The organism is Methylocystis sp. (assembly GCF_051062815.1).
GTDB lineage: Bacteria > Pseudomonadota > Alphaproteobacteria > Rhizobiales > Beijerinckiaceae > Methylocystis.
In genome coordinates, this window is the sequence record NZ_JBPFDU010000088.1 from 39,641 (window position 1) to 65,156 (window position 25,516).

Below are 25,516 nucleotides of genomic sequence, written 5' to 3' on the forward strand. Positions count from 1 at the left end.
TGGGGCGTTCAGCCGCCGCCAAGCGACTGGATCGTCTCGACGGCCGGCGTCAAAGGGTCGGTTTCGGGCGCCGGCTTCGGCGCGGCCAGCGGCGGACCATCGGCATAGCCGCCGCCCAGCGCCTGATACAAGTCGACGGCGGCGATCAGCCTGTCGCCTTCAAGCGCGCGCTGCGCGAAGCCGGACTCGAGAAGATCAACACGCTCGGCGATGGTTTCGCGGCGATCCTTAATGCCGTCGCGCAGCCGCGATTGCGCGAGGTCATATTGCACGCGCGCCACGCGCAGGTACCGGCTTTGCGCCTCATATTCGGCGCGCGCGCGCTTGAGATTGGCGATGGCGTCGGCGACCTGCTGCGCCGCTTGCAGCAGAGTCTCATTATACGAGTCGACCGCCTGATCATAATCGGCGCGCTGAAACTCCAGATTTCCGCTGAGGCGGCCGCCCTGGAAAATGGGCAGGCGCAGTCCGGGCGAGACTGCGTAGCCGATCGCCGAGGGCGTAAAAAGATAGCCCGCGAGTTTGCTGATCTTCGTCGAGGTCACCGAGCCTTCGAAGCCGCCGGTGATCGCAAGATCGATCGAGGGAAGAAACATCGTTTTGGCGACGTGAACCCGGGCCGCCGCCGCCTCGGCGCGGCGCAGCGCGGCGGCGAGATCCGGTCGGTGCGCGAGCAGTTCAAGGGGCAGGCTTCGTGGCAGCGGCGGCGACGCCGGCGCTGGCGCGCTTCGGCCGGCGTAAAGGTCGCGCGCGGCGTCGGGTCCTTCTCCCATGAGCCGAGCGAGCGCATCCTTCTGCAGCGTCACCAGCGCCTGCGCGGCCGCTTCGCGCCGGACGGCGTTTTCGAATTCGGCGCGGGCGATCTGCACCCCGTCCAAGGAGTCGAGTCCGGTGCGATAGCGGGTTTCGGCAAGCGAAACCAAATCGCGGCGCAGACGCGTCAAAGCCCTGGCGACCTCGAGCTGGCGCGCCGCGGCGTAGCCGCGCAGATAGGCGCGCGCGACCGAGGCGGTCAGCAGCAGGCGCGCCTGCTGCAATTCGGCCTCTTGCGCCGCCGACTCGCCGATCGCCGAGTCGAGCAGAGCCCGGTTTTTTTGCCAGAAATCCAGCTCCCAGGTCAGCGCAATCGGATTGATGAAGGCCATGGTCTTCTGCAATCCGCCCTGCGCCGGATTGTAGGAGGCCACGACGCCATGCAGCGGGTTGCGGGACTGCCGCATGCCGAAGGTCGCTTGGACCTCCGGCAGAAGCCTGGCGCCGGCGACCTGTACGATGGCGTCCGCGCCGCGCAGAGTGTCTTCCGCTTTCTTGAGGCTTTGATTGTCGCGCAACGCCTTGTCGATGACGCCGTCAAGCTCTGCGCTGCGGAAGGCGCGCCACCATTCCTCGCGGGGCCAAGCTGTTTCGCCAACGGCGGCTTTCAGCCCGGATCTGGCCAGCGTGCGCTCCATGGCCGGCGCGCCGAGAAATTGGGCGCGCTCCACCGGCATCGTGGGCGCGCAGCCGGCGAGAAAAAGCGCGATAGGGGTTCCGCAGCACAGCCATCGCCGCCGGGTCCCGCGCCGAATCACGCCGATGCGCCAAGCGACGATCCCGCGGCCAGGGCGCAGGCGGCATGGGCGAAGGCGGGAAGGCGCACGACGGGGTGCGGGCTCTCTAAGCAATAGACACTCCTACCCTGCGCCGACGATCTTAAGAACGCGGCGGCGAGTTCGCAGGAGTCATCAGCCTTTCGGCGGTTATCGGGGGAACCCCATCCCCATCCGTTAAAACTTAGTTTACGACAGAGCTACCGGTCAATAAGTCCAGATGGCGACCGCGCGCGCTATCCCCAGAGCTCCGGCGTCGGCGGCATGAGGGTCGATCCCTCATAGGACAGTCCGGGAACGCGATCGCGGGCCAGAAGCAGAGGCCCGTCGAGGTCGACGAAGGCGGCGATCTGCCCCACCAGGACAGCCGGCGCCATGGCGAGAGACGTTCCCACCATGCAGCCCGCCATGATGGAAAAGCCCATCTCCTGCGCCGCGCGCGCCAGCGCCAGCGCTTCGGTCAGGCCGCCGGTCTTGTCGAGCTTGACGTTGATTGCGTCGTAGCGGCCCTTGAGCGGCGCGAGCGAGGCGCGGTCATGCACACTTTCGTCGGCGCAGATCGGCACGGGGCGGGGCATGGTCGCGAGGATGTCGTCGCGGCCGGCCGGCAGAGGCTGCTCAACGAGCGAGACGCCGTAATCGGCGCAAGCGGCGAGCTGGCGGGGAAGGGTTTCCGTCGTCCATGATTCGTTGGCGTCGACGATAAGGGCTGAATCGGGGGCGCCCGCGCGCACCGCGGCGAGGCGCGCTTCATCGCCTTCTCCGGCGAGCTTAATTTTCAAGAGCGGCCGGTCTGCCGCCCTTTCCGCCGCGGCGCGCATCTGATCGGGCGCGCCGAGCGAGATCGTGAAGGCCGTCACGAGCGGCGAGAGCGCCTCGAAACCTGCCGCGACATGGGCCGGAACGCCCGAAAGCTTGGCCTCAAGGTCCCAGAGCGCGCAATCGAGCGCGTTGCGCGCCGCCCCCGCCGGCAGCAGGCGCTGCAGAGCGGCGCGGTCGGCGCCGGCTTCGAGGGCGTCGCGCACGCTTTCAATTGTGGCGACGACGCTTTCGGCGCTTTCGCCATAGCGTGCATAAGGCACGCATTCGCCCCGCCCGACGCCGCCGCCTTGAACCAAAGTCGCGGTCACGACTACGGCTTCGGTCCTGGCGCCGCGCGAAATCACGAAGCTGCCGGCGATCGGGTAACTCTGTATGGCGACAGATAGTTTTCGCTTCAAATCTCTCTCCGGCGCCCGCGTCGCGCGGCTGTAGTTGGCGCTTGCGATGTGCGCCGACGCGCTTGCTGACGTCAATTCACGAAGTTATGACGTTTTTGCAAGAGGCGGCTTTACAAGCGGCGGCGCGCCGGCCCGCGTCAGCGGGGCGCCACAATCGTCGGATAGGATGACGCCATCAATGAGCCGATTACTGACTCCAGCGCGGAGCGAAGCCCGATGACCGTCGCGGCGATGCAGCGTCCGCCCAAAGTCGCGCGCCAGTCCTCGGCGGCGGGCGTGCGCCTTGCGCTTTCGGGCGACTGGACGCTCTTCGCCTCGCACCGCCTGGAGGAGGAGGGGAGTCGAATTGTCGAGGAGGCCCGCCTCGACCGCATGGTCGCGATCAATCTTTCGCAAGTCTCGCAACTCGACACGGCCGGCGCCTGGCTGATCAATCGCGCGCGGCATGATCTGGCGCGCCGCGACGTCGCGGTCACGCTCGAAGATGTGCGCCCTGAATATTCGACTCTGCTCGAAGAAACGCATTACCGCGCCTTCGTTGCGCCCTCGCGGCCGCGGTTCAATGTCATCTTCGTTCTGCTTGCGGACTTCGGCGAATCGATCGTGGATGCGCTTCACGAATTTTACCGCGGCGTCGGCTTTCTCGGCGAATTCGTCTCCTCGATGATCTATGTGGCGGCCAATCCGCGGCGGTTCAGGCTCACTTCGCTCGTCGCGCAAATCGAGCTGGTCGGCTTTCGCAGCGTCCCAATCATCGTGCTGATCAACATTCTGGTTGGCGGCATCGTCGCGCAGCAGGGCATCTTTCAGTTGCTCAAGTTCGGCGCGTCCAGCTACTCGGTCAGCCTGATTGGCATTCTTGTCTTGCGCGAACTCGGCGTGCTGCTGACCTCGATCATGATTGCCGGCCGCTCAGGCTCGGCGATCACCGCCGAACTCGGCTCGATGAAAATGCGCGAGGAGATCGATGCGCTGCAGGTGATGGGACTTTCACCGATCGAGGTGCTCATCGCGCCGCGCGTGCTCGGTCTCGTGATCTCTCTGCCGATTTTGACCTTCATCGCCGACATAGCGGCGCTCTTTGGCGGGATGGTCGTGTCCTGGTGGTACGGGGGGATCAGCCCCGCGGCGTTCGCGTCACTGCTCAAGGAGGCCATTGCGCTGCATACGTTTCTTGTCGGCATCATCAAGGCGCCCTTCATGGCGCTGGTGATTGGCCTCATCGCCTCGATGGACGGACTCGCGACGCAGGGCTCCGCCGAATCGCTTGGCCGTCAGGTCACCTCCTCGGTGGTGAAATCGATCTTTATGGTCATTGTGATGGATGGGTTGTTCGCCGTGTTTTTTGCGGCGATCGACTATTGAGCGCGATGACCAGTTCCTCGACTCATGCCAACGACGTCGCTCAACAGCGCCTCAACCACGATGTCATCATCAGCGTGCGCGACCTCGTCGTCGGCTTTGGCGACAAAACCATCATGAAAGGGCTCAGCCTCGACGTTTACCGCGGCGAGGTGCTCGGCTTCGTCGGAGGATCTGGGCAGGGAAAATCGGTGCTGACCCGTGCGATTCTCGGACTCGTGCCGACGCGAGGCGGCGCCATTCGGGTTTTTGGGCAGGATCGCGACGCGCTCGCGCCGCTCGAGCGGCGTGCGCTGGAACAGCGTTGGGGCGTGTTGTTTCAGAACGGCGCGCTGTTTTCGGGCCTCACGGTAAAGCAGAACATTCAGATGCCGATGCGCGAAATGCGCGACCTCTCTCAGCGACTGATGGACGAGCTGGCCATGCTGAAGCTCGAGCTTGTTGGCCTTAGTCCCGACGCCGCGGACAAATTTCCGTCAGAATTGTCGGGCGGCATGGTGAAGCGCGCGGCCCTGGCGCGCGCCTTGGCGCTTGATCCCGAGCTTGTGTTCCTGGACGAGCCGACATCGGGACTTGATCCGATCAGCGCCGCCGAATTCGACGAGTTGATCGGCACGCTGCAGCAGACCCTCGGGCTGACCGTGTTCATGGTGACGCACGATCTCGACAGCCTGTACTCTATCTGCGACAGGGTGGCCGCGCTCGCTGAAGGTCGGGTCATCGCCGCAGGGCCGCTGGAAACCTTGCTCGCGTCCGACCATCCGTGGCTGAAAGCCTATTTCCACGGCGTGCGCGGCGGCAGACTGACTGCGGCGCGCGTCGAGCAGAAGGACGAACAATGGAAACCCGCGCCAACTACGCCCTGATCGGCGCTTTCACGCTGGCGGTCGCCTTCGCCGCCTTTCTCTTCGTCTACTGGTTTTCCGGACCGAGCCAACTTGGCCGGCAGGAAACTTTCCAGATTGTTTTCACCGCGGTTTCAGGGCTGACCCGCGGCTCCTCGGTGCTGTTCAACGGCGTGAAAGTCGGCGAGGTCACGCATCTTGGCATTTCTGATCAAGATCCAAGCAAGGTCGACGTGCTCGTCAGGATCGACAGCAGAACGCCGGTCAAGACGGACACGCGCGCGCGTCTCGAGACGCGGGGCTTTACGGGCGTTTCCGACGTCCTGCTCGTCGGCGGCACGCCCGGCGCGCCGGCTCTGACGGCGCAAGTCGGCCAGAAATATCCCCAAATCCAGGCTGAGCGCTCCGAAATCCAAAATTTGCTGGTCAACGTTCAGAGCCTATCGACGAAGGCCGCCGAACTCCTCACGAAACTCGACAAGCTCATTGACGATAACGGGCCGGCCATCACCGCGACGCTCAAAAACGCTGAAATCGTCAGTAAGACTCTCGCCGACAACTCCGCTTCGATCACAAGCTTCATCCGCGACGCATCCGATGTCGCGCAGTCGCTAAAGCCGGCTGCGGCGCGGCTCGACAAGGTCCTCGCGGCCGGCGAAAAGACGATCAAGGCGATTGACCCCAAGCAGATCAAGGCGATCACCGGCAATATCGCCGGGGCTTCGGAACGCATCAACCGTTTCGCCGCGACGGGGCTGCGGGAATATGAACAGCTTGCGGTGGATGGGCGCAAGGCCGTCGACTCATTCGATCGCACGCTGCGTTCGGTCGAGAAAAACCCGTCACAATTCATCTTCGGGCCGTCCCAGTCCGTGCCGGAGTATCAAGGCCGCTAGATCAATCCAAGGCGTGGCTTTAAGCCAATGCGCGTATCGGTTAGAAGAGCGACGAGCCCGACTACGCGCGCGGGCGAAATGGGGCGACGGGTCGGCATGAAACTGAAGGCGTCCGCTGCGACGCAACGAAAGGTCGCGCAGGCCACGGCGCTCGCGTCGCTTGCGTTTCTCGTGACCGCCTGCGCCCAAGCGCCCCGCGAGACGTTCGATCTGACGACCGGGACGGGCGTTTTACGAAGCGTCGCCTTGCGCGGCGGCCCCGCGGTCTTCGTGCCTGAACCCGCGGCGCTCGCTCCGACCTCCTCAGATCGCATCGTGGTTCGCGCCGGCGATGAGAGCGTGGCCGTTCTTCCCGCCGTGCAGTGGTCGGATCCGATGCCGCGTCTTTTCCAGCGTCGCCTGATCGAAGCGCTGCAGCAGTGCGGTCTTTCAGCCTCTTCCAACTTTGGCGCGCAAACAATACTGCAGACGGACGTGCGACGCTTCGAGATCGACCTCGCCCGCAATCTCGCCGTCATTGAAGTTTCCGTCCAGCTTGTCGAGTCGGGCGGCGGCCGGGCGAAGGCGGCGCGGATCTTTGTCGAAGAGGCGCCGGCCCCGGAACACACCGGCTCGCCAGCCGCGCGGGCGCTCAGCGACGCTGCGGCGCGTGTCGCGCTGCGCATCGGCCAATGGACGCGCGCTCGGCTATAGCAGCGCTGGCAGGGCGCAACCGCTCAGTCCGGGATCGAACCTTCCCACAGCATGATGTTCAGGCACGCGAGAAACGCGCCGCTTTGCGACGCCGCTTTAGACGCGCTCGACCAGTCTTCCGCCTCGCCTCGCGTCAAGACGCCCGCGGATACGCAGTTCTCCGTCACGCGCGCGAGGTCGAAGATGATCTCCGCCGCGTCGAGGCTTCTGACGACGAGAGCATGGGCCCGGCAGCCGATGTTCTCGACGCCGCACTTTTCCAGCAGAACGCCGATCTCTCGGCCGATGTAGGGATTGGCGAAAGACTTCTCCCATAGTCCCGCCAGCTTCGCCCCGGTTTCGAGCTTTCCGTTGTAGACGAAATATGTTCCCCAATCGGGCTCGGCGACGACGATTCTGCCGCCCTTGCGCGTCACCCGGACCATTTCGCGCAGCGCCTCGATGGGGGCGCTGATGTGCTGCAAGGAGCGGTCGATTCGAACGCCGTCGAACTGGCGATCGCCGAAGGGCAGGCGGCGGGAGTCGCCGCCGACGAAAAACGCATTGGGAAGCCCCCGCGCCCGCTCTCGCGCCAGCCCTAGAAAGCCATGCGCCGAATCGAGGCCAAAGACGTCGGCGCGCGGGAATCGCCGCGCGAGTCCGATGACGTCGAAGCCGACGCCGCAGGCCACGTCCAATATCTTGCTGTTTCCGGATATTTGCAGCGCGACCCAGGTCTCTCGTTTGTAGCGTTGGAAAAAAGGCGTTTCGTTCATGAAATCGAGACAGCCGGTCAGCTCGGACCGCAGCGCGCCATCGGCGTTCCGGAAGCTTAAAGCGATGTCTGTCATATGCGCGCCTCTTTCGGCCTTTCTCGGTGAATCCATCGAATGTGGCCTACGGTCGCGCGCGCTGGGAGGGGCTAGCGCCGCAAACGGACGGGTGCTAACTGAACGGCGACAATTTGGGCAGCGCTGGCGGCGCAACCGCACGACGCGCGGAAGAACAATGGCTCGTGGCTTCCCGCTTCAAGCACAGTCGGGAGCGCCGCGAAAGTCGAGCATGCATGAGGAAGAGACAGGCGTCATGGCGAAGATGAGCTTTGAGGATGCTGCGACCCGCTATGGCGCGGAACCGGGGGGCGGCGCGCCGACAAAGGTCAAGATCACCTTCGTCGATTCCCAGGGTCAAGCCCGATCCGTCGAGGGCGAGGTCGGCTCGACTGTGATGGAGACAGCCCGACGCAACGATATTCCCGAGATCACCGCGGAATGCGGAGGCGCCTGCGCCTGCGCCACCTGTCACGTCTATGTTGATGAAAAATGGGCCGAAAAGACCGGCAAGGCGTCGCAGATGGAGGAGGATATGCTCGACTTCGCCTTTGACGTGAAGCCGAATTCGCGGCTGTGCTGCCAGATCACTGTAAGGCCGGAACTTGACGGGCTCGTCATAACGACCCCCGCTCAGCAGGGCTGACGCCGCAATTTTTCCAGACTGCGCCCGAGCGGGTTTGAATCTTTCGACAAATGCGATAGACGACCGGCAGGGCGAGTTTTGAAGCCGGCCGCCGCGCAAGACGCGCGCGCAGCGCCGGGCGGCGGCCCGCACGCGGCGCGAACGGCGTCTTCGATCTTCCGCGTTTGAGGATTTAGTCGGGAATTGACGATGAACCAGCTTAAAGAAGCGGCGATCGAAACCGATGTGGTCATTGTCGGCGCCGGCCCGGCGGGTCTTTTTTCGGTGTTCGAACTTGGCCTGTTGGACATCAAGGCGCATGTCATCGACATTCTTCCGCGCGCCGGCGGCCAGTGCTCGGAACTCTATCCCGAAAAGCCGATCTATGACATTCCCGGCCTGCCGGTCTGCACCGGCCAGGAGCTGACGGACAATCTCCTGAAGCAGATCGAGCCGTTTCATCCGACCTTTCACTTCAACGAAATGGTCGAGACGCTCGTGTCGCTGGGAACGGCCGAAAAGCCGGAATTTCGCCTCAGCACGGACGCGGGAAAAATTTTCCACGCCAAGGTCGTCTTCATCGCCGCCGGCGGGGGATCGTTCCAGCCCAAGAAGCCGCCGATCCCGAAGATCGAGTCCTATGAGGGGACGTCGGTGTTTTACGCCGTGCGCCGCATGGAGGACTTCCGCGACAAGAACGTCGTCATCGTCGGCGGCGGCGACTCGGCGCTCGATTGGACGCTCAATCTGCAGCCGGTGGCGAAAAGCATCACACTGGTTCATCGTCGCGATCAGTTCCGCGCCGCGCCGCATTCCGTCTCGGCGATGCAGGAGCTCGTCGCCGCGGGCAAGATCGACTTCAAGCTCGGCCAGATCACTGCGGTCGAAGGCGAGGATGGCGAACTGGCGAGCGCGGTCCTCAAGGGCAATGACGGCGTCGTAGAGAAGCTCGCCTGCGAGCGCCTGATGCCGTTCTTTGGCCTTACCATGAAGCTTGGCCCCGTCGCCGATTGGGGGCTTCAGCTCAATGAAAACCTCATTCCCGTCGACACCGAGAAATTCGAAACGAGCCATCCGGGCATTTTTGCCGTTGGCGACATCAACTCTTATCCCGGCAAATTGAAGCTCATCCTTTCGGGCTTCCACGAGGTCGCGCTCGCCGCGCAGAAGGCCCATCGTTACGTCTATCCCGAAAAGAAGCTTCTGTTCCAATACACGACGTCCTCGACCAATCTGCAAAAGAAGCTCGGGGTCTCCTGACGTCGGCCGACGCTGAGATGTCCGCCGCCTTCGTCGATGTGTTCTTCATCGACGTCGCGCAGATCGCCGACGACGAATGGCCGAAGCTCGCTGCGCTTCTCGACGAAGCCGAAACAGCGCGGGCGGCGCGTTTCGCTTTCGAATCCGATCGCCGCGCCTATGTCGCCGCGCATGCGCTGTTGCGCGCAAGCCTTTCCGAGCGCGCGAAATGGGTTGCGCCCGCCGCGTGGCGATTTGGCGTGACGCCGCACGGCAAGCCCTTCCTGCTGTCGCCGCGCACCGGCCTTGACGTCAGCCTGTCGCATACCCGGGGCATGGCCGCCGTGGCGATCGCGTCGGGACGCGACGTCGGCGTCGACGTCGAATCATTTCTCAAGCCGCGAGACGCGTTGAAGGTGGCCGAGCGCTTCTTTGCGCCCGAAGAGGCCGCGATCGTGCGCGCCCAGTCCGATCCGGAGTCGCAGAGCGAAGTTTTCTTTGCGATCTGGACTCTCAAGGAGGCTGTCTTGAAGGCGGACGGGCGCGGCCTGGCGGGCGGGCTCGACAGCTTTGTCGTGAGCCTGTCGCCGCTCGCCGTTAGCAGCGGTCCCGACGAGAGCTACGGCGTTGCGCAATGGCGGCGCGCGGGTTTCTTCGTCGCTGCGGCGGCGCGCGGCGACGACGTCACTTTCCGAATCGAGGAAGCGCGCGTGAGCGCGCTGATCCGGACGGGGCAAATCGTTTGAAGCCTGAGCCCGGCGCGCTAGTTCTGTCGCGGACTGTTGTCGCGCAGGCATTGGAGGAGATTCATGACCACCTTGCTCTTTATCGTCATTTGCTATGGCGCCGCTTTGCTTGCGTTGGCCGTTTATCTTCAGCCGGATCGTTTCGTGGTGCGGCGCGAGGCGGTCATCAATGCGCCGCCGCGCCAGGTTTTCGCGGCGATCAACAATCTGCGCAATTGGGAATCTTGGTCGCCCTGGGCGAAACTCGATCCAAGCGCTGAAACCCGTTACGAGGGCCCCGCCGCCGGCCCCGGCGCCGCCTTCGAATGGGCCGGCGACAGGAATGTCGGCGCAGGTCGCATGACCATCGTCGACAGTCGGCCGAGCGAGCGCGTGGATCTCAGACTCGATATGCGGAAGCCCTTTGCCGCGGCCAACGACGTGACCTTTTTTCTCGCTCCTGACGGCGAACTGACGAAAGGTCGCTGGCTCGCGCGCACGCTGGGTTTGGGCGGCGATTCTGCGGCGCATAAGACTCATGTCGTTTGGAGCATGTCCGGCAACGCCAGTCTCGCCAGCAAGGCGATGAACATCTTCATCAGCCGCGACAAGATGATCGGCGACCAGTTCGAGAAAGGCCTCGAAAATCTCGGCGCGCATCTCAGCACATAGCGACAGACCTCTGACCCCGCGCGGCTCTTGCGTCGCGCGCTGCGAAACGCCATCTGGATGGCGGCCGCAACGCGCTCGCCGATTTCCGCGGCGCGACTCGCTGATTGATGCAGGTGATTGACTCGCATGACCGAAATGTTCGAGGCCGCTTTGGCGGCGCTGCGCCAGATCGTGACGCCGCCGTTCCGCGCGGTCCTCGTCAAGAGTCTGGGCATGACCTTCCTGCTGCTGGCGCTGGCCTGGGTCGGTCTCGATAAGCTCGCCATGTCCTTCGTGATGGTCGAGCATCCTTGGCTGCGGACGGCTCTCACCTATGCGACGGGCGCCGGACTGTTCTTCCTGATGGCGTTTCTCATCGCCCCCGTCTCCGTGCTGGTTTCGGGATTATTCCTCGACGATCTCGCCGATCACGTCGAAGCGGACCTCTATCCGCCGGGACAACACGGTCGCGCCATTCCGGCGACCCAGGCGATTTTCATGGGACTGCGCTTCGCTGGGATTTCGGCGATCGTCAATTTTTTCGCGCTGCTGCTGCTGTTCGTGCCGGGAATAAACGCCGCGGCCTTTCTGCTCGCCAACGCCTATCTCTTCGGTCGCGAATATTTTCTCTTCGCCGCGACGCGCTTTCGTTCGCTGCAAGAGTCGGAAGAGTTGCGCCGTCGCCATGCGCTATGGCTCTTCGTCGCCGGACTGTTCATCGCCGTCTTCGTCGCGACGCCGGGACTGAATGTGCTGACGCCGCTCTTTGCCGTCGCTTTCATGACCCGCATCCATCGGATGCTGCCGCCACACCCGCGTGGGGAAACGACGCAGTCCGCCCGTCGGCGCTAGCTCGGAAGCGACGTCGTCAACGCGAGGCGGATTCGCCCAGCCGCTGCGTCTGATATTGCCCCACCTTGCGGAAGCGATAGAGATAGGTCGGCACGATCGACTCGATCGATTGCGGATCAGCGATTCCGAGCCCCTGGAGGGTGCGCGCGTCCGCCTTGGCCGCGTCGCTGACGACATTGTCGTGCTTGAGCAATTCGACCTGATCACGCGTCATGCGCAAGAGCTTCGGGAACAGTCCGAGCGAAAGCTTGGTCAGCATTTGCGTCACGCTGGCCATAAGCTTGCCTGCGCCGAAGGAGAGTTTCAGAAGGCGGCGCTGGCGCTGCGTGACCTTCAGAACATAATCGACGATCTCCGCGAAGCTTTTGACCTCCGGACCGCCGAGTTCATAAGCGGCGCCCGGCTTGGCGCGGCCGGCGAGCGCGATCGCCACTGCGTCGGCGACGTCGCCGACATAGACCGGTTGGAATTTCGTCTCGGCTCCGACGATCGGCACGACGGGAAAGTAGCGCGCCATGGTGGCGAAGCGGTTGAAGAAATCATCTTCCGGCCCGAAAATCACTGAAGGGCGCAGGATGACCGCGGCAGGAACCGCCGCAAGCATGGCGGCTTCGCCTTCCGCCTTGCTTCGGCCATAGGCCGAGGGCGACTGCGGATCCGCGCCGATGGCGGAGATGTGGACGACATTGGCGATGCCGGCGGCTTTCGCCGCCTCGGCGATCACGCGCGCGCCGCCAGCCTGAACGGTCGAGAATTTCTGCGCGCCGGTTTCAGCAAGAATGCCGACAAGATTAACCACCGCCGAGGCGCCGCGCAGGGCCGCCGCAATCGACTCGGGACTGCGCACATTGGCCTGCACCGCCATCACCTGGCCGACGCGGCCGAGCGGCTGAAGAAAGAAGGCAAGGTCGGGCCGCCGGCAGGCGACGCGCACACGCCAGCCGTCGCGCGCCAGCGCCCGGACGACGTAACGGCCGACAAAGCCGGAGCCGCCGAACACCGTCACCACCCGTCCTTCGCCAATGGTCTGGTTATTGTCGCCGATCATCGCGATTTGCTCCGCTTGCGCCGCGCCGGCTCCCGCCGGAAAAATGGTCGCTATGGCTCTAGCGAAATTTGACGACGAAGGAAATGCGCGAGGCGGGCGCCTCCGCGACCTGGGCGGCCATGCGGTTTTGCGTGAAGCGCGCATTGACACGAGGCGTCCGCTGCCCCTATGAGACGCGCTCTAAGCCCAGGTGGCGGAATTGGTAGACGCGCTGGTTTCAGGTACCAGTGGTGAAAGCCGTGGAGGTTCGAGTCCTCTCCTGGGCACCAAGCACTCATCTCAAACACGTCTGAAGACGTCTCGTCAGCCGTTTTCAGTCTACGAAGGCGTCGCCCTGGTCGCCTCGCGCCGGGACTCGGAAGTCCAGCGGCGGTTATCGGGCCCGTCCGTTTATGGGGCGAGGGCAGCTGCGGAAGCCGCACGCATATCGTAGCGTCCAGCAAGTCTGCGAATCATAGCTTCGAATGGTCGAGCGGCTCGAGCGAATGCGAATTCGGCTTCAAGCTCGGCGAGCGCTGACGATCTCCGCAATATAAAAATCGTCGACGTCGTAGCCCGATTATAGACCGTCCCTCCCACAGCGCTCCTTTATACTGCCGGTCAAGAAAAACCGAGCGCTGTCGCTGTTGGCGGCAGAATGCGAATTTTTTCAGCGCTCGCTGCCGCCTCTCATGCAAAGCGCGCCACGCGAATGGTTCCTCGTGAACGTTTCGCTTGCCAGCGTGTGTAACCGCAAACGCTCGCAAAAGCCTGTCGTTCAGCGCGACTAAGCGACTCGCGCCATACAGCTTGGCTGTAGGTGGCGCCTTCATTGCATCCGTTTGGCGCGAGGGCGTCGCTTGCGACGTCACCCGGTCCACAGAAGGGCCCCCAGCATCGCCGCTGTCCTGAACGTCTGCTTCGCAGGCGTTCAGGCAGCGGCTTTTTTCGTTTCTGGGGCGCGCGCAGGCGAGATGCAGATGAGGTTCGTTATGAAGAGAGCACAGTCCCAGCGATCGATGCGCCGACAGCCGCCATGGCGCGGCGCAAGATTGATAGTCGTGGCGGCCGCGCTCGTCGCGACCGACGCGAACGCCGCGCCCCGCAAGAACGCGCCGTCCGAGGCGACTTCGATACAAGTGCAAGCGCCGCCGCCATCGCTCGCTGCGCCCGCGCCGCCTCCGCCGCCGCCGGCGCCCATGGGGGTGTTCGGCGCCGATATGCCGGCCGCCGGCAAACTCGTTTTCTCCATTACGCCGGTGTTCGCCAATCTGTCGGGCATCAAAATGGGAACGCGCACGGTCTCAAACGAATATATCGTCACGACGGTGCCGTTCTTTCTCAATCCCAAGCAGACTGTGCGTATTATTCCGCAAAACATTGCGGTCGCGACGCAAATTGCCGGCCTGAGCTACGGCGTCACGAAAGATTTCGCGGTGGTGCTCACGGCCGGCATGATAGAGAAAAATCTCAACGCGCTAACCTTCAAGGGCGCGTCGGGCATTTTGCCGCTCGGCAGGAGTTTGCCGGGAACGACGAGCCTTGCCGACGTCACTTTGTCGGGCGTCTATCGCATCTATCAGGACGACGTCCACCGCATCCAGCTCTCGCTTGGCATCTCCTTCCCCGCCGGCAGCTACACGGCCACGTTCAAGGACTTTCTCTTGCCCGACGGCACCCGCCGCAACGTCCGCGCGTTCTACGGGATGCAGCCCGGCACGGGCACATTCGATTTCCTACCGGGCATCGTCTATGCAGGCTATCTGGGACCATGGTCGTGGGGTCTCGGCTATCGCGGGCGCTTCCCTCTGGCCGCAAATTCACTGGGCTATTCCTGGGACTACCTGCTCGAATATCGCCTGCGCTTCCCGCTCGGCCCCACTCCTTCCGGGGGCTACCGCTGGGGCGATCTGCATGAATTCAACGCCTGGGGCGGCTATACTTGGACGCCCGGACTCACCACCACCTTCCGCGTGAGCGGTTCGACGCAGGGCCCGATTCGCGGCTTCGATCCTGAAATCCGCGGCCCGGCCGTGCCGGCAAATCCGGCCTTTTACGGCGGGCAGCGGGTCGAACTCTTCGGCGGCGCGACGATCAGCGGCAAATTTGTCGGCTATGACAATGCGACGGTCGCGGTCGAGGCCGGTTTGCCCGTCTATCAGAATCTCAACGGTCCGCAGATCATGAAAAACTGGCAGGCGGGCATGTCGTTGCGCTTCAAGATATAACGTGCGTTGGTCGCGGCCCGGCGGGCGGATCGCGGAGACTTTCGGCGATGCGCCGCCGCTGGCGCGACCGATACATGCGCTCACTGGACGCCGTGAATTGAAGATCGTCATTGTCGACGAAAGCCCCATTCGCTCGTTGATCCTCGAGGAGGGACTGCGTGACGCCGGCTTCACGCAGGTCGAGCGCATCAGCGAGATGCACAATCTGCTGAAGCACATCTACGCCAGCGACCCCGACGTGATTCTGATTGATCTCGAGAATCCTTCGCGCGATACGCTTGAACAAATGTTTCAGGTCAGTCGCGCCGTGCGTCGGCCGATCGCCATGTTTGTCGATCAGAGCGATACGGCGTCAATTCAAGCCTCGGTCGACGCTGGCGTCTCGGCCTATATCGTCGACGGATTGAAAAAGGAGCGCATCAAATCGATCCTCGATCTGTGCGTGTCGCGGTTCAATGCCTTCTCGAAGCTTCAGGATGATCTCGAGCAGGCCAAATCCGATCTCGAGGAGCGCAAGACGATCGAACGCGCCAAAGGCATATTGATGAAGGCGAAGAAGCTTTCCGAAGACGACGCCTACAAGATGCTGCGCGGCGCCGCCATGCGCGAAAACAAAAAGATTATCGAAATTGCACGCTCGGTCATCACTGCGGCGGAGATGTTTAAATGACCGGCGAAGCGCATGTGAAAATCGGGTTCATTCCGCTCGTCGACGCCGCCGCGCTGTTGATTGCCGCGCATAAGGGCTTCGCCAAGGCGGAAGGTCTCGACATCGAACTGATCCGCGAAGCGTCTTGGGCGAATATTAGAGACAAGCTCGCCATCGGCCGTTTCGACGCGGCGCATCTTCTGGCGCCGATGGCGGTCGCTTCCACGCTCGGACTGGGCCATGTGCGAGTCCCGCTTGTCGCGCCGATGAATCTCGCGATGAACGGCAATGCGATCGCGGTGTCGACAGCGCTTTATGGGGAACTCGCCGCGGAAGGCGAGGTGGCGCATCCGGCGCAAACCGCCCGCGCGCTCGCTAAGCTCGTCGCGCGGCGACGGGCCGAGGGACGTGAGCCTTTGACCTTCGGCATGACCTTTCCTTTTTCCATGCACAATTATCAGCTGCGCTACTGGATGGCCGAAGGCGGCGTCGATCCGGATGAAGACCTGCGGTTGATCGTTCTGCCGCCGCCCTACATGGTCGAAAATCTGGCGCGCGGCCAGCTCGACGGCTTTTGCGTCGGCGCGCCCTGGAGTTCTGTCGCGGTCGACGCCGGCGTTGGCGTCATTCTGCATTTCGGCTGCGAGATTTTCGCGAGCGCGCCCGAGAAAGTCCTCGCTCTGCGCGAAAGCTTCGCCGACGATGATCATAATCTCGTCGCCGCGCTGATCCGCGCGCTCGATAGGGGGGCCGCCTTCGTCGACGAGCCGCAAAACCTAGGCGAGGTTTCGCAAATCCTCTCGCGGCCGGAATATGTCGGCGTCGACGCCGAGATCATCCGCCGCGTGCTCACGGGCAATTTGCGCGTTAAGGCGCGCGACGAACGAAGCGACGCCAACTACCTCATCATTGGAAGAGACGGCGCCATGCGGCCGGATCCACGGCAAGCCGAGTGGATCTATGCGCAAATGCTTCGCTGGGGGCAGACGCGCCATTCGCCAGAGTTGGCCGATCGCGCGAAGAGCGTCCTGCGCCCGGATCTTTTCGACGCCGCCATTGATTGCGCGCACATTCAGCGCGAAATCGGGGCCTTTGCGGGACCCTCTTTCGGCGGCCGGAGCTACGCGGACTATCTCGCCGGTTTCGATATCGGACAGCGTCTGTGAGCGCTGAACTGATGCTCAAAAGGGACAGCCGTTAGGCGCCTCGCGCCTAAGCATTCGGCGCCGCAAAATGCCGCCTGCCGCCGTTGGTCAGCGCCAAACGCCCGCATTCTGCAGGAAAAAGCCCGCCGGCGCCTCTGGCCCGGAATGTGCAATCACCTCATCGGTCAACGACGACCGCCGGTCCGCCGGAACGAGCCCAAAGCTGGGCTCCGTCACAGAAGCGATTTCGCAGCTTGCGTCGCGCTTTGGTCGTCTTGCCCATTCTCATCACACTTAAGGCAACGCGACCTGTGACCGGACCGTTCGGCCGTTCAGCAGAGTCGACACATGACTGGATTGCAGGATTGTAAGAGTCGCGAGAAGCTTGTCGTCGTCGGCGCCGGCATGGCGGCCACGCGTTTCGTCGAGGAGCTGACGAACCGGGCGCCGGGTCGATACGACATTCTCGTGATCGGCGACGAACCGCGGCTTGCCTATAATCGGGTGCTGCTGTCTTCGGTGCTGGCCGGGGAATTGTCGGTCGACGACATCGAGCTCAAGCCCCGGCAATGGTGGCGGGCCGCCGGCGTTGAGGTTCTGAGCGGCCGCAAGGTCATCAAGATCAACGCCGCGGCGCGGCGCCTCCTTCTCGATAATGGCGAGAGCGTCGACTATTCGAAAGTCGCGCTCGCCACCGGGTCGCGCGCGGCAAGGCTGCCGATCGAGGGCGCCGATCTTCCCGGCGTTCATGTGTTTCGCGACGTGGAGGACGTCGACGCGCTGTCGCGGTTGGGAAAGGAGATGCGCGCGCTTGTGATTGGCGGCGGCCTTCTCGGACTGGAGGCGGCCTATGGGCTTGCGCGGCGCGGCGTCGGCGTGACGCTCGCCCATGTCATGGATCGGCTGATGGAACGCCAACTCGATGCGGCCGGCGCCGACATCTTGCGCCGCCTCGTCGAAGAAAAAGGCGTGCGCGTGCTTCTTAACGCCAACGCGACGCGCATCAGCGGTTCGGGCCGAGTCGAGAATGTAGAGTTCGCCGATGGACAAATGATTCCGGCCGACGCCGTGATTTTCGCCGTCGGCATTCAGCCCAACGCCGAACTCGCGCGACAGGCCGGTCTTGACGTCGGGCGAGGCGTGAAGGTCGACGATAGCTTGAAGACAAGCGAAGCCGGCGTTTTCGCCATCGGCGAATGCGCCGAACATCGCGGCGTCTGTTACGGCCTCGTCGAGCCCGCCTATGAGCAGGGGCGCGTTCTCGCCATGCGACTCGCCGGACAAGACGCGTCCTATGGCGGCAGCGTCGTCTCCACCAATCTGAAAGTCTCCGGCGTGCGCGTTTTCTCGGCCGGCGATTATCTCGGCGAAGGCGATGCGCGCCGCATCGTCTGCAAGGACCCGCGCATGGGAATTTATCGGAAGCTTGTCGTGCGCGACGACAGGCTCGTGGGCGCGATCCTGGTGGGAGATACGAACGGAGCCGCAGATATTCTCGATCTCATCCGCTCCGGCGCGGACATTTCATCTATGTGCGACGAATTGATGTTCGGCGCGCCGATGCAAGAGGCGGCCTGAAATGTCCGTCGATTTCACGCTCGACCAGAAGCGCTATCTCGAAGGTTTTGCAGCCGGCTTCTCCGCGCGCGGCGGACAAAAGGCGACGCCCTCGCAAGCGCAGCCGATGGGACCGGACGCCGCGCCCTTATCCGCGCAGGACCGCGTCACGACCGCAGGCGGCAAGCTCAACGATCAGGAAAAATGGAAGCGCGAAGAGCATCCGTTCGACGCCTGGCCGCGGCTTGTCGTTCAAGCGAAAGAGAACGCGCCCCCCAAGCCCGCCGACAATTTCCGTTGGCGCTACTATGGACTCTTCTATGTCGCGCCGGCGCAGGATTCCTATATGTGCCGGCTGCGCATTCCCAATGGCGCGCTCAACCATTGGCAATTCGCCGGTCTTGCGGATCTCGCGGAAAATTACGGCGGCGACTATCTGCATGTGACGACGCGCGCCAATATCCAGATCCGCGAGATCGCGCCGAAAAACGCCACAAATATCCTTGAGGCGATTCAGGATCTCGGACTGTGGAGCAAGGGCTCCGGCGCCGACAATATCCGCAACATCACCGGCACGCCGACCGCCGGCGTCGATCCGCAGGAACTCATCGACACGCGCCCCTATGCGCGCGAGATGCATCATCACATCCTCAACGACCGCTCGCTATACGGCCTCCCGCGCAAGTTCAATATCGCCTTTGACGGCGCTGGATTGATCGGCGCGCTGGAAGACACCAATGACATCGGCTTTCAGGCCGTTGTCGTGAACGACGAGCATGGCGTCGCGCCGGGAGTCTATTTCCGTCTCGCGCTCGGCGGAATCACCGGTCACAAGGATTTCGCGCGCGACACGGGCGTCATCGTTTCGCCGGACGAGGCGGTGGAGGTCGCCGACAAAATTCTGCGGGTCTTCATCGAACAAGGCGATCGCACCAACCGCGCCAAGGCGCGGCTCAAATATGTGCTCGACGCCTGGGGCTTCGACAAATTCCTTGCAGCGGTCGAAGACAAGCTCGGCCGCAAGCTGCTTCGCGTTGACGCCGACGCGATCGAAGCGCGCCCGCGTCAGGATCGCGCCGCGCATATCGGCGTGCATCCGCAAAAGCAGCCGGGCTTCAATTGGATCGGCGTAATGCTGCCGGTCGGTCGTTTCACCCCCGAGCAGGCGCGCGGTCTCGCCGAGATCGCGCGCCAATTCGGCGATGGCGGACTGCGTCTCACCGTGTGGCAGAATGTGCTGATCACCGGCGTCGCCGACGAGCACGTCGCGGAATCTGTCGCGATGATCGAGGCGCTCGGTCTTTCGACGCAGGCCTCGCCGATTCGCGCCGGACTCGTCGCCTGCACGGGTAATTCCGGTTGCCGTTTCGCCGCCGCCGACACCAAGCGGCATGCGGAAGAAATCGCCGCCTATTGCGAGACGGCGGCGCCGATCGACACGCCGATCAACATTCACCTCACTGGCTGTCATCATTCATGCGCGCAGCATTACATCGGCGACATCGGACTGATCGGCGCGCGCGTGCCGGTGAACGACGAGGGCGACGCGGTCGAGGGCTATCACATTCTCGTCGGCGGCGGCTTTGCGGAGGACGCCGGCATCGCCTCCGAATTTTATCAAAATGTGAAAGCGGAAGAGGCGCCGGAAATGGTGGCGAAAATTCTGCGCGCCTATCGAAAGAACCGGGCGAACGCGGACGAAACCTTTGTCGGCTTCGCGCGCCGTCACGACATCGAGACGCTGCGTCGTCTCGCCAATGAGGAGAGCGTGGCGTGACCCATATGTCCTCTCCGCCGTTTCTCATCCCGCCGAACGCGCCTTTCACGCCCGAGCAGCGCGCCTGGCTCAGCGGCTTCTTTGCCGGCTTCGCCGCGCCCGATGACAGCTCGATCACGCCGCTCTCGCCAGAGGCCAACGCCGCCGTAATGGCTGGCGCCGATAGCGACGATGGCGAGGCGCCGTGGCATGACCAGACGCTGGCGCTCGAATCGCGCATGCAGCTTGCCCAAGGCCGTCCGCTGCGTCGCCGTTTGATGGCGGCCATGGCGCAACAGGACTGCGGCCAGTGCGGCTACATTTGCGAGACCTATGCGGACGCTCTGGCCTCTAAGAAGGAAGCGCGCCTCAATCTCTGCGCGCCCGGCGGCAAGGACACGGCGCGCATGCTGAAGGCGCTTGCGGCGGAGCTGGATCAACCTTCGCCAGCGCCGACCACTGTTGCGCAGGTTGAGCCCGACGTCGCTACGTCGCCCGGCTGCTCGCGCGACAATCCGGTGCGCGCGACTTTCGCTTCTCGCCGTCGGCTGAACAAGGACGGCTCGGAAAAAGACACTTGGCATATCGAGTTCGATCTTGGCGCGAGCGAACTGAATTACCAAGTCGGTGACAGTTTCGGCGTGTTTCCCCAAAATGATCTTGGCCTCGTCGATCAGATCATCGCCATGCTCGGCGCCTCGCATGTGACGCCGGTGCGCGACAAAACTCTTCGCGACGCCTTGCTCAGTGACGTTTCGCTGTCTCCGGCGTCTGATGCGCTTTTCGAGTTGATCTCCTTCATCACCGGCGGCGCGCAGCGGGAGAAGGCGCGTTTGCTGGCGCAGGGCAAAGATCCTGACGGCGACGCGGCGACGCTCGACGTGCTCTCCGTGCTGCAGAAATTTCCAGGCGCCCGGCCACATCCTGAGGCTTTTGTCGAAGCGTTGGAGCCGCTGCAGCCGCGCCTTTACTCCATCTCCTCGTCCCCCAGGGCGACGCCGGGACGCCTCTCGCTGACTGTCGACGCGGTTCGGTATGTCGTCGGCAAGCGCAAGCGTCTCGGCGTCGCCTCGACCTTTCTGGCCGAGCGCATCGCGCCGGGCGACAGCCTTCCGGTCTATGTGCAGTCGGCGCATGGCTTCGCCCTGCCAGATGATCCCGCGACGCCGATCATCATGATCGGGCCTGGCACCGGCGTTGCGCCATTTCGCGCCTTTCTGCATGAGCGCGCGGCGACCCGCGCGCCCGGCAGGAACTGGCTCTTCTTTGGACACCAGCGTTCGGCCTGCGATTTCTTCTACGCCGACGAATTCGAAACGATGAAGGCGACAAATCTGCTCACGCGTCTGTCGCTCGCCTGGTCGCGTGATGGCGCGGAAAAATTCTATGTGCAGGACCGCATGCGCCAGTCCGGCCGTGAATTATGGGCGTGGCTTGCGGAAGGCGCGCATTTTTATGTCTGCGGCGATGCGCAGCGCATGGCCAAAGATGTTGAGCGCGCGCTTGTCGACGTCGTCGCCGAATTCGGCGCCCGCAACGCCGATGAAGCGGTCGCCTTCGTCGCGCAGCTCAAGAAGAGCGGGCGCTATCAACAGGACGTCTATTGAGGCCGCTCATGCTCGATGAAGTCCTGACGCCCATGCCGCTTGAAAATCCGCACAGCAGCATCGCGCCTGTTCAGGCGACGACGACGCGCTCGACCTGCCCCTATTGCGGCGTCGGTTGCGGCGTGCTCGCGTCCGCAAATGGCGCCGACGTGACTGGCGATCCGGCCCATCCTGCAAATTTCGGCCGGCTCTGTTCTAAGGGCTCAGCTCTCGGCGAAACGCTTGGGCTGGAGGGGCGCCTTCTCTATCCGATGCGTCGTCAGTCTGACGGCGCCTTCGCGCGCGTGAGTTGGGATGCGGCGCTGGACGAAGCCGCGGAGGGATTTCGCCGCATCGTCGACAAGCACGGTCCCGACGCCGTCGCGGTCTACCTCTCCGGTCAACTGCTGACCGAGGATTATTACGTCGCCAACAAGCTGATGAAGGGCTTTATCGGCTCGGCCAACGTCGACACCAATTCGCGCCTGTGCATGGCCTCGACGGTCGCAGGCCACAAGCGCGCCTTCGGCGCCGACGTCGTGCCGGGCTGTTACGACGATCTGGATGAAGCCGATCTCATCGTGCTCGTCGGCTCCAACGCCGCCTGGTGTCATCCCATTCTGTTCCAGCGCATCATGCGCAACAAGGAGGAGCGCGGCGCCAAACTCGTCGTCATCGACACGCGCCGCACGCCGACGGCCGAAAGCGCCGACTTGTTTCTGCAGATCGCGCCGGGCGCGGATCAGGCGCTTTTTTGCGGCCTGCTTGTCTATCTCGCGAAAGTCGGCGCCTTCGACGCCGACTATATTCGCCAATACACAACCGGTTTCGAAAGCGCTCTGACCGCGGTCCGGAACATTGCGCCGTCGATTGAAGCGACTGCAAGGTCGACGCAGCTGCGTGAGGTCGATATTGCGGCCTTCTTCGAACTCTTCGCGCGAACGACGCGCACGGTCACGGCATTCTCGCAGGGCGTCAATCAATCGGCGCAGGGAACGGACAAGGTCAACGCGATCATCAATTGCCATCTCGCGACGGGCCGCGTGGGTAAGCCCGGCGCGTCGCCCTTTTCGCTCACGGGTCAGCCCAACGCCATGGGTGGGCGCGAAGTCGGCGGGCTCGCCAACAGCCTCGCCGCGCATATGCACTTTGAGCCCGCAAACATCGACCGCGTTCGCCGCTTCTGGAATGCGCCGCGCATGGCGACGCGCGAGGGGCTGAAGGCGGTGCAGATGTTCGACGCCATCGCGCGCGGCGACATCAAGGCGCTGTGGGTCGTCGGAACCAATCCGGCGGCGTCGCTTCCAAACGCCAATGCCGCGCGCGACGCTCTTAGCAAGCTCGAACTCTTCATCGTCTCCGACAATGTGACGTCGAACGATACGATCAATAGCGGCGCGCATTTGCTCCTGCCGGCGCAGGCGTGGGGCGAAAAGAGCGGCGCGGTGACGAATTCGGAGCGCCGAATCTCGCGTCAGCGCGCCTTTATGCCCGCCCCGGGAGAAACGCACGCCGACTGGGCGATCTTCGCGGATGTCGCGCGACGCATGGGCTTTTCAGGTTTTGATTACCGCTCATCCGCAGATGTTTTTCGCGAACACGCCGCGCTTTCGGCTTTCGAGAATGACGCAACGCGGGCTTTCGATATTGGCGGTCTCGCGCGCTTAAGCGACGCTGAATATGACGCGCTCGAGCCGACGCAGTGGCCAATCCGCGATGGCGACGGCAAGGGCCGCACGCGCCTCTTCGCCGACGGCGCGTTCTTCTCGCAGGGCGGACGCGCCACATTCATCGCGCCGGCGAAGCCGACGTTGGCGACCACCTTGACGAAGGATTTTCCGTTTCGGCTCAACACCGGCCGCATCCGCGATCAGTGGCATACCATGACGCGCACGGGCGCGAGCCCACGCCTTGCGCGACATCTTCCTGAACCCTTTGTCGAGATCCATCCGTCGGATGCGACGGATCTTGGAGTAGAGGACGGCGGCTTCGCTCGCGTCGCGACGCCCTATGGAAGCTGCGTCTTGCGCGCGGTGGCGACGGATCGCCAGCCTGCCGGGCATGTTTTCGCGCCGATCCACTGGACCGATGAAACCGCAGAGGATGCGCGCATTGGCGCGCTCGTCGCGCCCTTCGTCGACCCCTTCTCGGGTCAGCCGGAATCCAAGGCGACGCCCGCCATCGTCACCCCTTTGCGCTTTGCGCGCCAGGGCTTCCTCCTCTCGCGCGGCTCGATCACGCTGCCCGAGGGCGTGTGGTGGGCGCGAATCGCTGTCGCTGATGGCTATGGCTACCGCGTCGCCGCCGACCTGTCGGATGACGACTGGACAGACATCATCCGCGCCGCTGCGGCGTGCGAAGACGTCGCACAATTGATCGATGAGACGAAGAGCCGCTTTTCGGGCGCCGCCTTCGTCGAGGATCGTGCAACGCTTATCTGGGCTTTGTCTCCCGTTGCACAATCCTGGGACCTCGCGCTCGAACTCTTCGCCCGCGATCGTCTCGATCAGTCAGAGCGGCTGTCGCTGTTGTCCGGTCGCTCGGGCCGACAGCTGTCGGATGACGGTCCGCTCGTCTGTTCATGCTTTAGCGTCGGCCAAAAGCAAATCGAAGCCGCAATCCGGCAAGGCTGCCGCTCGGCGCTCGACGTCGGCAAGGCCACCCGCGCAGGCTCCAATTGCGGCTCCTGCCGACCGGAAATTCAACGTCTCATCAAAATTTCTCTCGCCGCCAAGTCTGCGATGGATTTGGCGCGAGAGGATCATACAAGCATGAAAGAAGGAGCATCTGATGAAACTGTCGGATTTTAAAAAGGCCGGTCATTGGCCGACGCTGCTTGCGGCCTTCCTCTACTTTGATATCAGCTTCATGGCCTGGGTCTCGCTCGGGCCGTTGATGATCTACATCGCCAAAGACATGCCGATTTCCGTCGAGGACAAACTCTCGCTTGTCGCGATTCCGGTTCTCGGCGGCGCCTTCTTTCGCGTTCCACTCGGCCTCCTCGCCGACGCGATCGGCCCGAAGATGACGGGCATCCTCGCGCAGGCGATCGTGATGTTCGCCGTATCTCTGGTGTGCGTCTTTGGCCTGAGCAGCTCGATCGCGATCGCGCTGTTCGGCTTGTCCCTCGGCGTCGCCGGCGCGTCCTTCGCCGTCGCCTTGCCGCAGGCCGGCCGCTGGTATCCGCCGCAATATCAGGGTCTGGTGATGGGCATCGCCGGCGCCGGCAATATGGGGGTCGTGCTCGACACGCTTTTTGCGCCGTCGATCGCCGAGGCTTACGGTTGGCAGGCCGTTTATGGCGTATTGCTCGCGCTGATGGTGTTGGTGCTGCTCATTTATTCGCTGGCCGCTAAGGACGCGCCCGGCGGCAAAACGACGATTGCTCTTGGCGACTACGGCAGAATGCTCGCGGACTCCGACAGCCGCTGGTTCATGTTTTTCTACTTCATCACCTTCGGCGGCTTCGTTGGTCTCGCTTCGGCGCTTCCGCTCTATTTCACGACGCAGTATCACGCCACGGGAGTCGCCGCTGGCCTCATGGTCGCGCTGATCGTCGCTTTCGGTTCGGGTTTCAGACCCGTCGGCGGCTATATCGCGGACCGCATTGGCGGGGTGAAGACGTTGTGCTTCCTCTTCGTTCTCGTTTCCGCCTGCTATTTCGCCGTCGCCTTTCTGCCGGCGGGACCGGCCCCGGCGAAGGGCGTTGCGGGTTGGGGTCTGATGCAGCTGCCGCCCGTCGCCTTTGCAGCGGTGGCTCTGTTCTCTGTCGGCGTGTTATCGCTCGGCATGGGCAATGGCGCGGTGTTTCAGTTGCTGCCGCAGCGGTTCCGCCGGGAGATCGGCGCGATGACGGGCCTCGTCGGCGCCGCGGGTGGTTTTGGCGGATTTTTCCTCGCCAAGACGCTCGCCTATTCCAAAGGAGCGACGGGCGGCTTCACCGCCGGGTTCGTCTTCTTCGGTTTCCTTGCGCTGCTCGGTCTCGTCGGTTTGATCTTCGTTAAGACGCGCTGGCGCACGACCTGGGGCGCCGTTTCCGGCGCGCGAATCTGAGCTGAGGAA

21 protein-coding genes, 1 tRNA gene and 1 riboswitch are annotated in these 25,516 nt (G+C 63.4%); of the genes, 18 read left to right on the forward strand and 4 right to left on the reverse strand.

The genetic code is table 11. From position 1 onward, the window contains the following. Window positions 1-8: 8 nt before the first annotated feature. Entirely contained in the window at window positions 9-1,571 is a 1,563-nt protein-coding gene (locus ACR65W_RS18850) for an efflux transporter outer membrane subunit (protein WP_434498738.1), read from the reverse strand. Between the two features lie 137 nt (window positions 1,572-1,708). After that, a riboswitch (Fluoride riboswitch) is annotated at window positions 1,709-1,770 on the reverse strand. 55 nt (window positions 1,771-1,825) lie between these two features. Beyond that, on the reverse strand, window positions 1,826-2,809 hold the full coding sequence (gene dgcA / locus ACR65W_RS18855) for an N-acetyl-D-Glu racemase DgcA (RefSeq protein ID WP_434498739.1): 984 nt from the start codon (window positions 2,807-2,809) through the stop codon (window positions 1,826-1,828). A 216-nt stretch (window positions 2,810-3,025) separates the two neighbouring features. Here dgcA and ACR65W_RS18860 point away from each other — a divergent pair, with 216 nt between their 5' ends. The 4 genes from ACR65W_RS18860 (at window position 3,026) to ACR65W_RS18875 (ending at window position 6,605) form a co-directional block, all read left to right on the forward strand. Next, window positions 3,026-4,174, forward strand: coding sequence for an MlaE family lipid ABC transporter permease subunit (locus ACR65W_RS18860; RefSeq protein WP_434498740.1), 1,149 nt, complete (start codon window positions 3,026-3,028; stop codon window positions 4,172-4,174). A gap of 5 nt (window positions 4,175-4,179) precedes the next feature. Continuing rightward, window positions 4,180-5,037 carry an ABC transporter ATP-binding protein gene (locus ACR65W_RS18865; RefSeq protein WP_434498741.1) on the forward strand — a complete coding sequence of 286 codons (858 nt, stop codon included), beginning with the start codon at window positions 4,180-4,182 and terminating at the stop codon, window positions 5,035-5,037. Continuing rightward, window positions 5,010-5,912: an MlaD family protein gene (locus tag ACR65W_RS18870; RefSeq protein ID WP_434498742.1), complete on the forward strand. Its 903-nt coding sequence runs from the start codon at window positions 5,010-5,012 to the stop codon at window positions 5,910-5,912. The genes ACR65W_RS18865 and ACR65W_RS18870 overlap by 28 nt, the downstream gene beginning before the upstream one ends. A gap of 96 nt (window positions 5,913-6,008) precedes the next feature. Further along, the gene (locus ACR65W_RS18875; RefSeq protein ID WP_434498743.1) at window positions 6,009-6,605 is read left to right on the forward strand and encodes an ABC-type transport auxiliary lipoprotein family protein; all 597 of its coding nucleotides are present in this window, start codon (window positions 6,009-6,011) and stop codon (window positions 6,603-6,605) included. 23 nt (window positions 6,606-6,628) lie between these two features. Here the strand turns inward: ACR65W_RS18875 and ACR65W_RS18880 are convergent, their stop codons facing one another. After that, window positions 6,629-7,435, reverse strand: a complete 807-nt coding sequence (locus tag ACR65W_RS18880; protein ID WP_434498744.1) for a methyltransferase domain-containing protein — start codon at window positions 7,433-7,435, stop codon at window positions 6,629-6,631. Between the two features lie 235 nt (window positions 7,436-7,670). Here ACR65W_RS18880 and ACR65W_RS18885 point away from each other — a divergent pair, with 235 nt between their 5' ends. From ACR65W_RS18885 to ACR65W_RS18905, 5 genes are all read left to right on the forward strand, one after another. Next, the gene (locus ACR65W_RS18885; protein ID WP_434498842.1) at window positions 7,671-8,060 is read left to right on the forward strand and encodes a 2Fe-2S iron-sulfur cluster-binding protein; all 390 of its coding nucleotides are present in this window, start codon (window positions 7,671-7,673) and stop codon (window positions 8,058-8,060) included. A gap of 189 nt (window positions 8,061-8,249) precedes the next feature. Next, on the forward strand, window positions 8,250-9,299 hold the full coding sequence (locus tag ACR65W_RS18890) for an NAD(P)/FAD-dependent oxidoreductase (RefSeq protein WP_434498745.1): 1,050 nt from the start codon (window positions 8,250-8,252) through the stop codon (window positions 9,297-9,299). A gap of 17 nt (window positions 9,300-9,316) precedes the next feature. Further along, window positions 9,317-10,024: a 4'-phosphopantetheinyl transferase family protein gene (locus ACR65W_RS18895; RefSeq protein WP_434498746.1), complete on the forward strand. Its 708-nt coding sequence runs from the start codon at window positions 9,317-9,319 to the stop codon at window positions 10,022-10,024. 63 nt (window positions 10,025-10,087) lie between these two features. Then, the gene (locus ACR65W_RS18900) at window positions 10,088-10,675 is read left to right on the forward strand and encodes an SRPBCC family protein (RefSeq protein WP_434498747.1); all 588 of its coding nucleotides are present in this window, start codon (window positions 10,088-10,090) and stop codon (window positions 10,673-10,675) included. Between the two features lie 126 nt (window positions 10,676-10,801). Then, the gene (locus ACR65W_RS18905) at window positions 10,802-11,506 is read left to right on the forward strand and encodes a sulfate transporter family protein (RefSeq protein ID WP_434498748.1); all 705 of its coding nucleotides are present in this window, start codon (window positions 10,802-10,804) and stop codon (window positions 11,504-11,506) included. Window positions 11,507-11,522: 16 nt separating this feature from the next. Here the strand turns inward: ACR65W_RS18905 and ACR65W_RS18910 are convergent, their stop codons facing one another. Continuing rightward, window positions 11,523-12,554, reverse strand: a complete 1,032-nt coding sequence (locus tag ACR65W_RS18910; RefSeq protein ID WP_434498749.1) for a complex I NDUFA9 subunit family protein — start codon at window positions 12,552-12,554, stop codon at window positions 11,523-11,525. A 184-nt stretch (window positions 12,555-12,738) separates the two neighbouring features. On the opposite strand from ACR65W_RS18910, the gene ACR65W_RS18915 reads away from it, so the two are divergent. The 9 genes from ACR65W_RS18915 to ACR65W_RS18955 all read left to right on the forward strand — a co-directional run bounded on the left by ACR65W_RS18915 (window position 12,739) and on the right by ACR65W_RS18955 (window position 25,507). Continuing rightward, window positions 12,739-12,823: transfer RNA gene (locus ACR65W_RS18915), tRNA-Leu, on the forward strand. Window positions 12,824-13,594: 771 nt separating this feature from the next. After that, the gene (locus ACR65W_RS18920) at window positions 13,595-14,761 is read left to right on the forward strand and encodes an alpha-amylase (RefSeq protein WP_434498750.1); all 1,167 of its coding nucleotides are present in this window, start codon (window positions 13,595-13,597) and stop codon (window positions 14,759-14,761) included. A gap of 97 nt (window positions 14,762-14,858) precedes the next feature. Further along, on the forward strand, window positions 14,859-15,431 hold the full coding sequence (locus ACR65W_RS18925; RefSeq protein ID WP_434497726.1) for an ANTAR domain-containing response regulator: 573 nt from the start codon (window positions 14,859-14,861) through the stop codon (window positions 15,429-15,431). Further along, on the forward strand, window positions 15,428-16,576 hold the full coding sequence (locus tag ACR65W_RS18930; RefSeq protein ID WP_434498751.1) for a CmpA/NrtA family ABC transporter substrate-binding protein: 1,149 nt from the start codon (window positions 15,428-15,430) through the stop codon (window positions 16,574-16,576). The genes ACR65W_RS18925 and ACR65W_RS18930 overlap by 4 nt, the downstream gene beginning before the upstream one ends. Window positions 16,577-16,903: 327 nt before the next feature. After that, on the forward strand, window positions 16,904-18,133 hold the full coding sequence (locus tag ACR65W_RS18935) for an NAD(P)/FAD-dependent oxidoreductase (RefSeq protein ID WP_434498752.1): 1,230 nt from the start codon (window positions 16,904-16,906) through the stop codon (window positions 18,131-18,133). A gap of 1 nt (window position 18,134) precedes the next feature. Further along, a complete protein-coding gene (locus tag ACR65W_RS18940; protein WP_434498753.1) occupies window positions 18,135-19,889 on the forward strand; it encodes a NirA family protein in 1,755 nt (584 codons plus the stop codon). 5 nt (window positions 19,890-19,894) lie between these two features. Next, window positions 19,895-21,475, forward strand: coding sequence for a sulfite reductase subunit alpha (locus ACR65W_RS18945; protein ID WP_434498843.1), 1,581 nt, complete (start codon window positions 19,895-19,897; stop codon window positions 21,473-21,475). A gap of 8 nt (window positions 21,476-21,483) precedes the next feature. Continuing rightward, window positions 21,484-24,264: a nitrate reductase gene (locus ACR65W_RS18950; protein WP_434498754.1), complete on the forward strand. Its 2,781-nt coding sequence runs from the start codon at window positions 21,484-21,486 to the stop codon at window positions 24,262-24,264. Beyond that, window positions 24,245-25,507, forward strand: a complete 1,263-nt coding sequence (locus ACR65W_RS18955; RefSeq protein ID WP_196399362.1) for an MFS transporter — start codon at window positions 24,245-24,247, stop codon at window positions 25,505-25,507. The genes ACR65W_RS18950 and ACR65W_RS18955 overlap by 20 nt, the downstream gene beginning before the upstream one ends. Window positions 25,508-25,516 lie beyond the last annotated feature (9 nt).

Excerpts from the sequence above, each read along its gene's own strand:
- ACR65W_RS18860 (WP_434498740.1), top strand. The coding sequence starts at position 3,026 with ATGACCGTCGCGGCGATGCAGCGTCCGCCCAAAGTCGCGCGCCAGTCC.
- ACR65W_RS18865 (WP_434498741.1), top strand. The coding sequence starts at position 4,180 with ATGACCAGTTCCTCGACTCATGCCAACGACGTCGCTCAACAGCGCCTC.
- ACR65W_RS18870 (WP_434498742.1), top strand. The coding sequence starts at position 5,010 with ATGGAAACCCGCGCCAACTACGCCCTGATCGGCGCTTTCACGCTGGCG.
- ACR65W_RS18875 (WP_434498743.1), top strand. The coding sequence starts at position 6,009 with ATGAAACTGAAGGCGTCCGCTGCGACGCAACGAAAGGTCGCGCAGGCC.
- ACR65W_RS18880 (WP_434498744.1), bottom strand. The coding sequence starts at position 7,435 with ATGACAGACATCGCTTTAAGCTTCCGGAACGCCGATGGCGCGCTGCGG.
- ACR65W_RS18885 (WP_434498842.1), top strand. The coding sequence starts at position 7,671 with ATGGCGAAGATGAGCTTTGAGGATGCTGCGACCCGCTATGGCGCGGAA.
- ACR65W_RS18890 (WP_434498745.1), top strand. The coding sequence starts at position 8,250 with ATGAACCAGCTTAAAGAAGCGGCGATCGAAACCGATGTGGTCATTGTC.
- ACR65W_RS18895 (WP_434498746.1), top strand. The coding sequence starts at position 9,317 with ATGTCCGCCGCCTTCGTCGATGTGTTCTTCATCGACGTCGCGCAGATC.
- ACR65W_RS18900 (WP_434498747.1), top strand. The coding sequence starts at position 10,088 with ATGACCACCTTGCTCTTTATCGTCATTTGCTATGGCGCCGCTTTGCTT.
- ACR65W_RS18905 (WP_434498748.1), top strand. The coding sequence starts at position 10,802 with ATGACCGAAATGTTCGAGGCCGCTTTGGCGGCGCTGCGCCAGATCGTG.
- ACR65W_RS18910 (WP_434498749.1), bottom strand. The coding sequence starts at position 12,554 with ATGATCGGCGACAATAACCAGACCATTGGCGAAGGACGGGTGGTGACG.
- ACR65W_RS18930 (WP_434498751.1), top strand. The coding sequence starts at position 15,428 with ATGACCGGCGAAGCGCATGTGAAAATCGGGTTCATTCCGCTCGTCGAC.
- ACR65W_RS18935 (WP_434498752.1), top strand. The coding sequence starts at position 16,904 with ATGACTGGATTGCAGGATTGTAAGAGTCGCGAGAAGCTTGTCGTCGTC.
- ACR65W_RS18940 (WP_434498753.1), top strand. The coding sequence starts at position 18,135 with ATGTCCGTCGATTTCACGCTCGACCAGAAGCGCTATCTCGAAGGTTTT.
- ACR65W_RS18945 (WP_434498843.1), top strand. The coding sequence starts at position 19,895 with ATGTCCTCTCCGCCGTTTCTCATCCCGCCGAACGCGCCTTTCACGCCC.
- ACR65W_RS18950 (WP_434498754.1), top strand. The coding sequence starts at position 21,484 with ATGCTCGATGAAGTCCTGACGCCCATGCCGCTTGAAAATCCGCACAGC.
- ACR65W_RS18955 (WP_196399362.1), top strand. The coding sequence starts at position 24,245 with ATGAAACTGTCGGATTTTAAAAAGGCCGGTCATTGGCCGACGCTGCTT.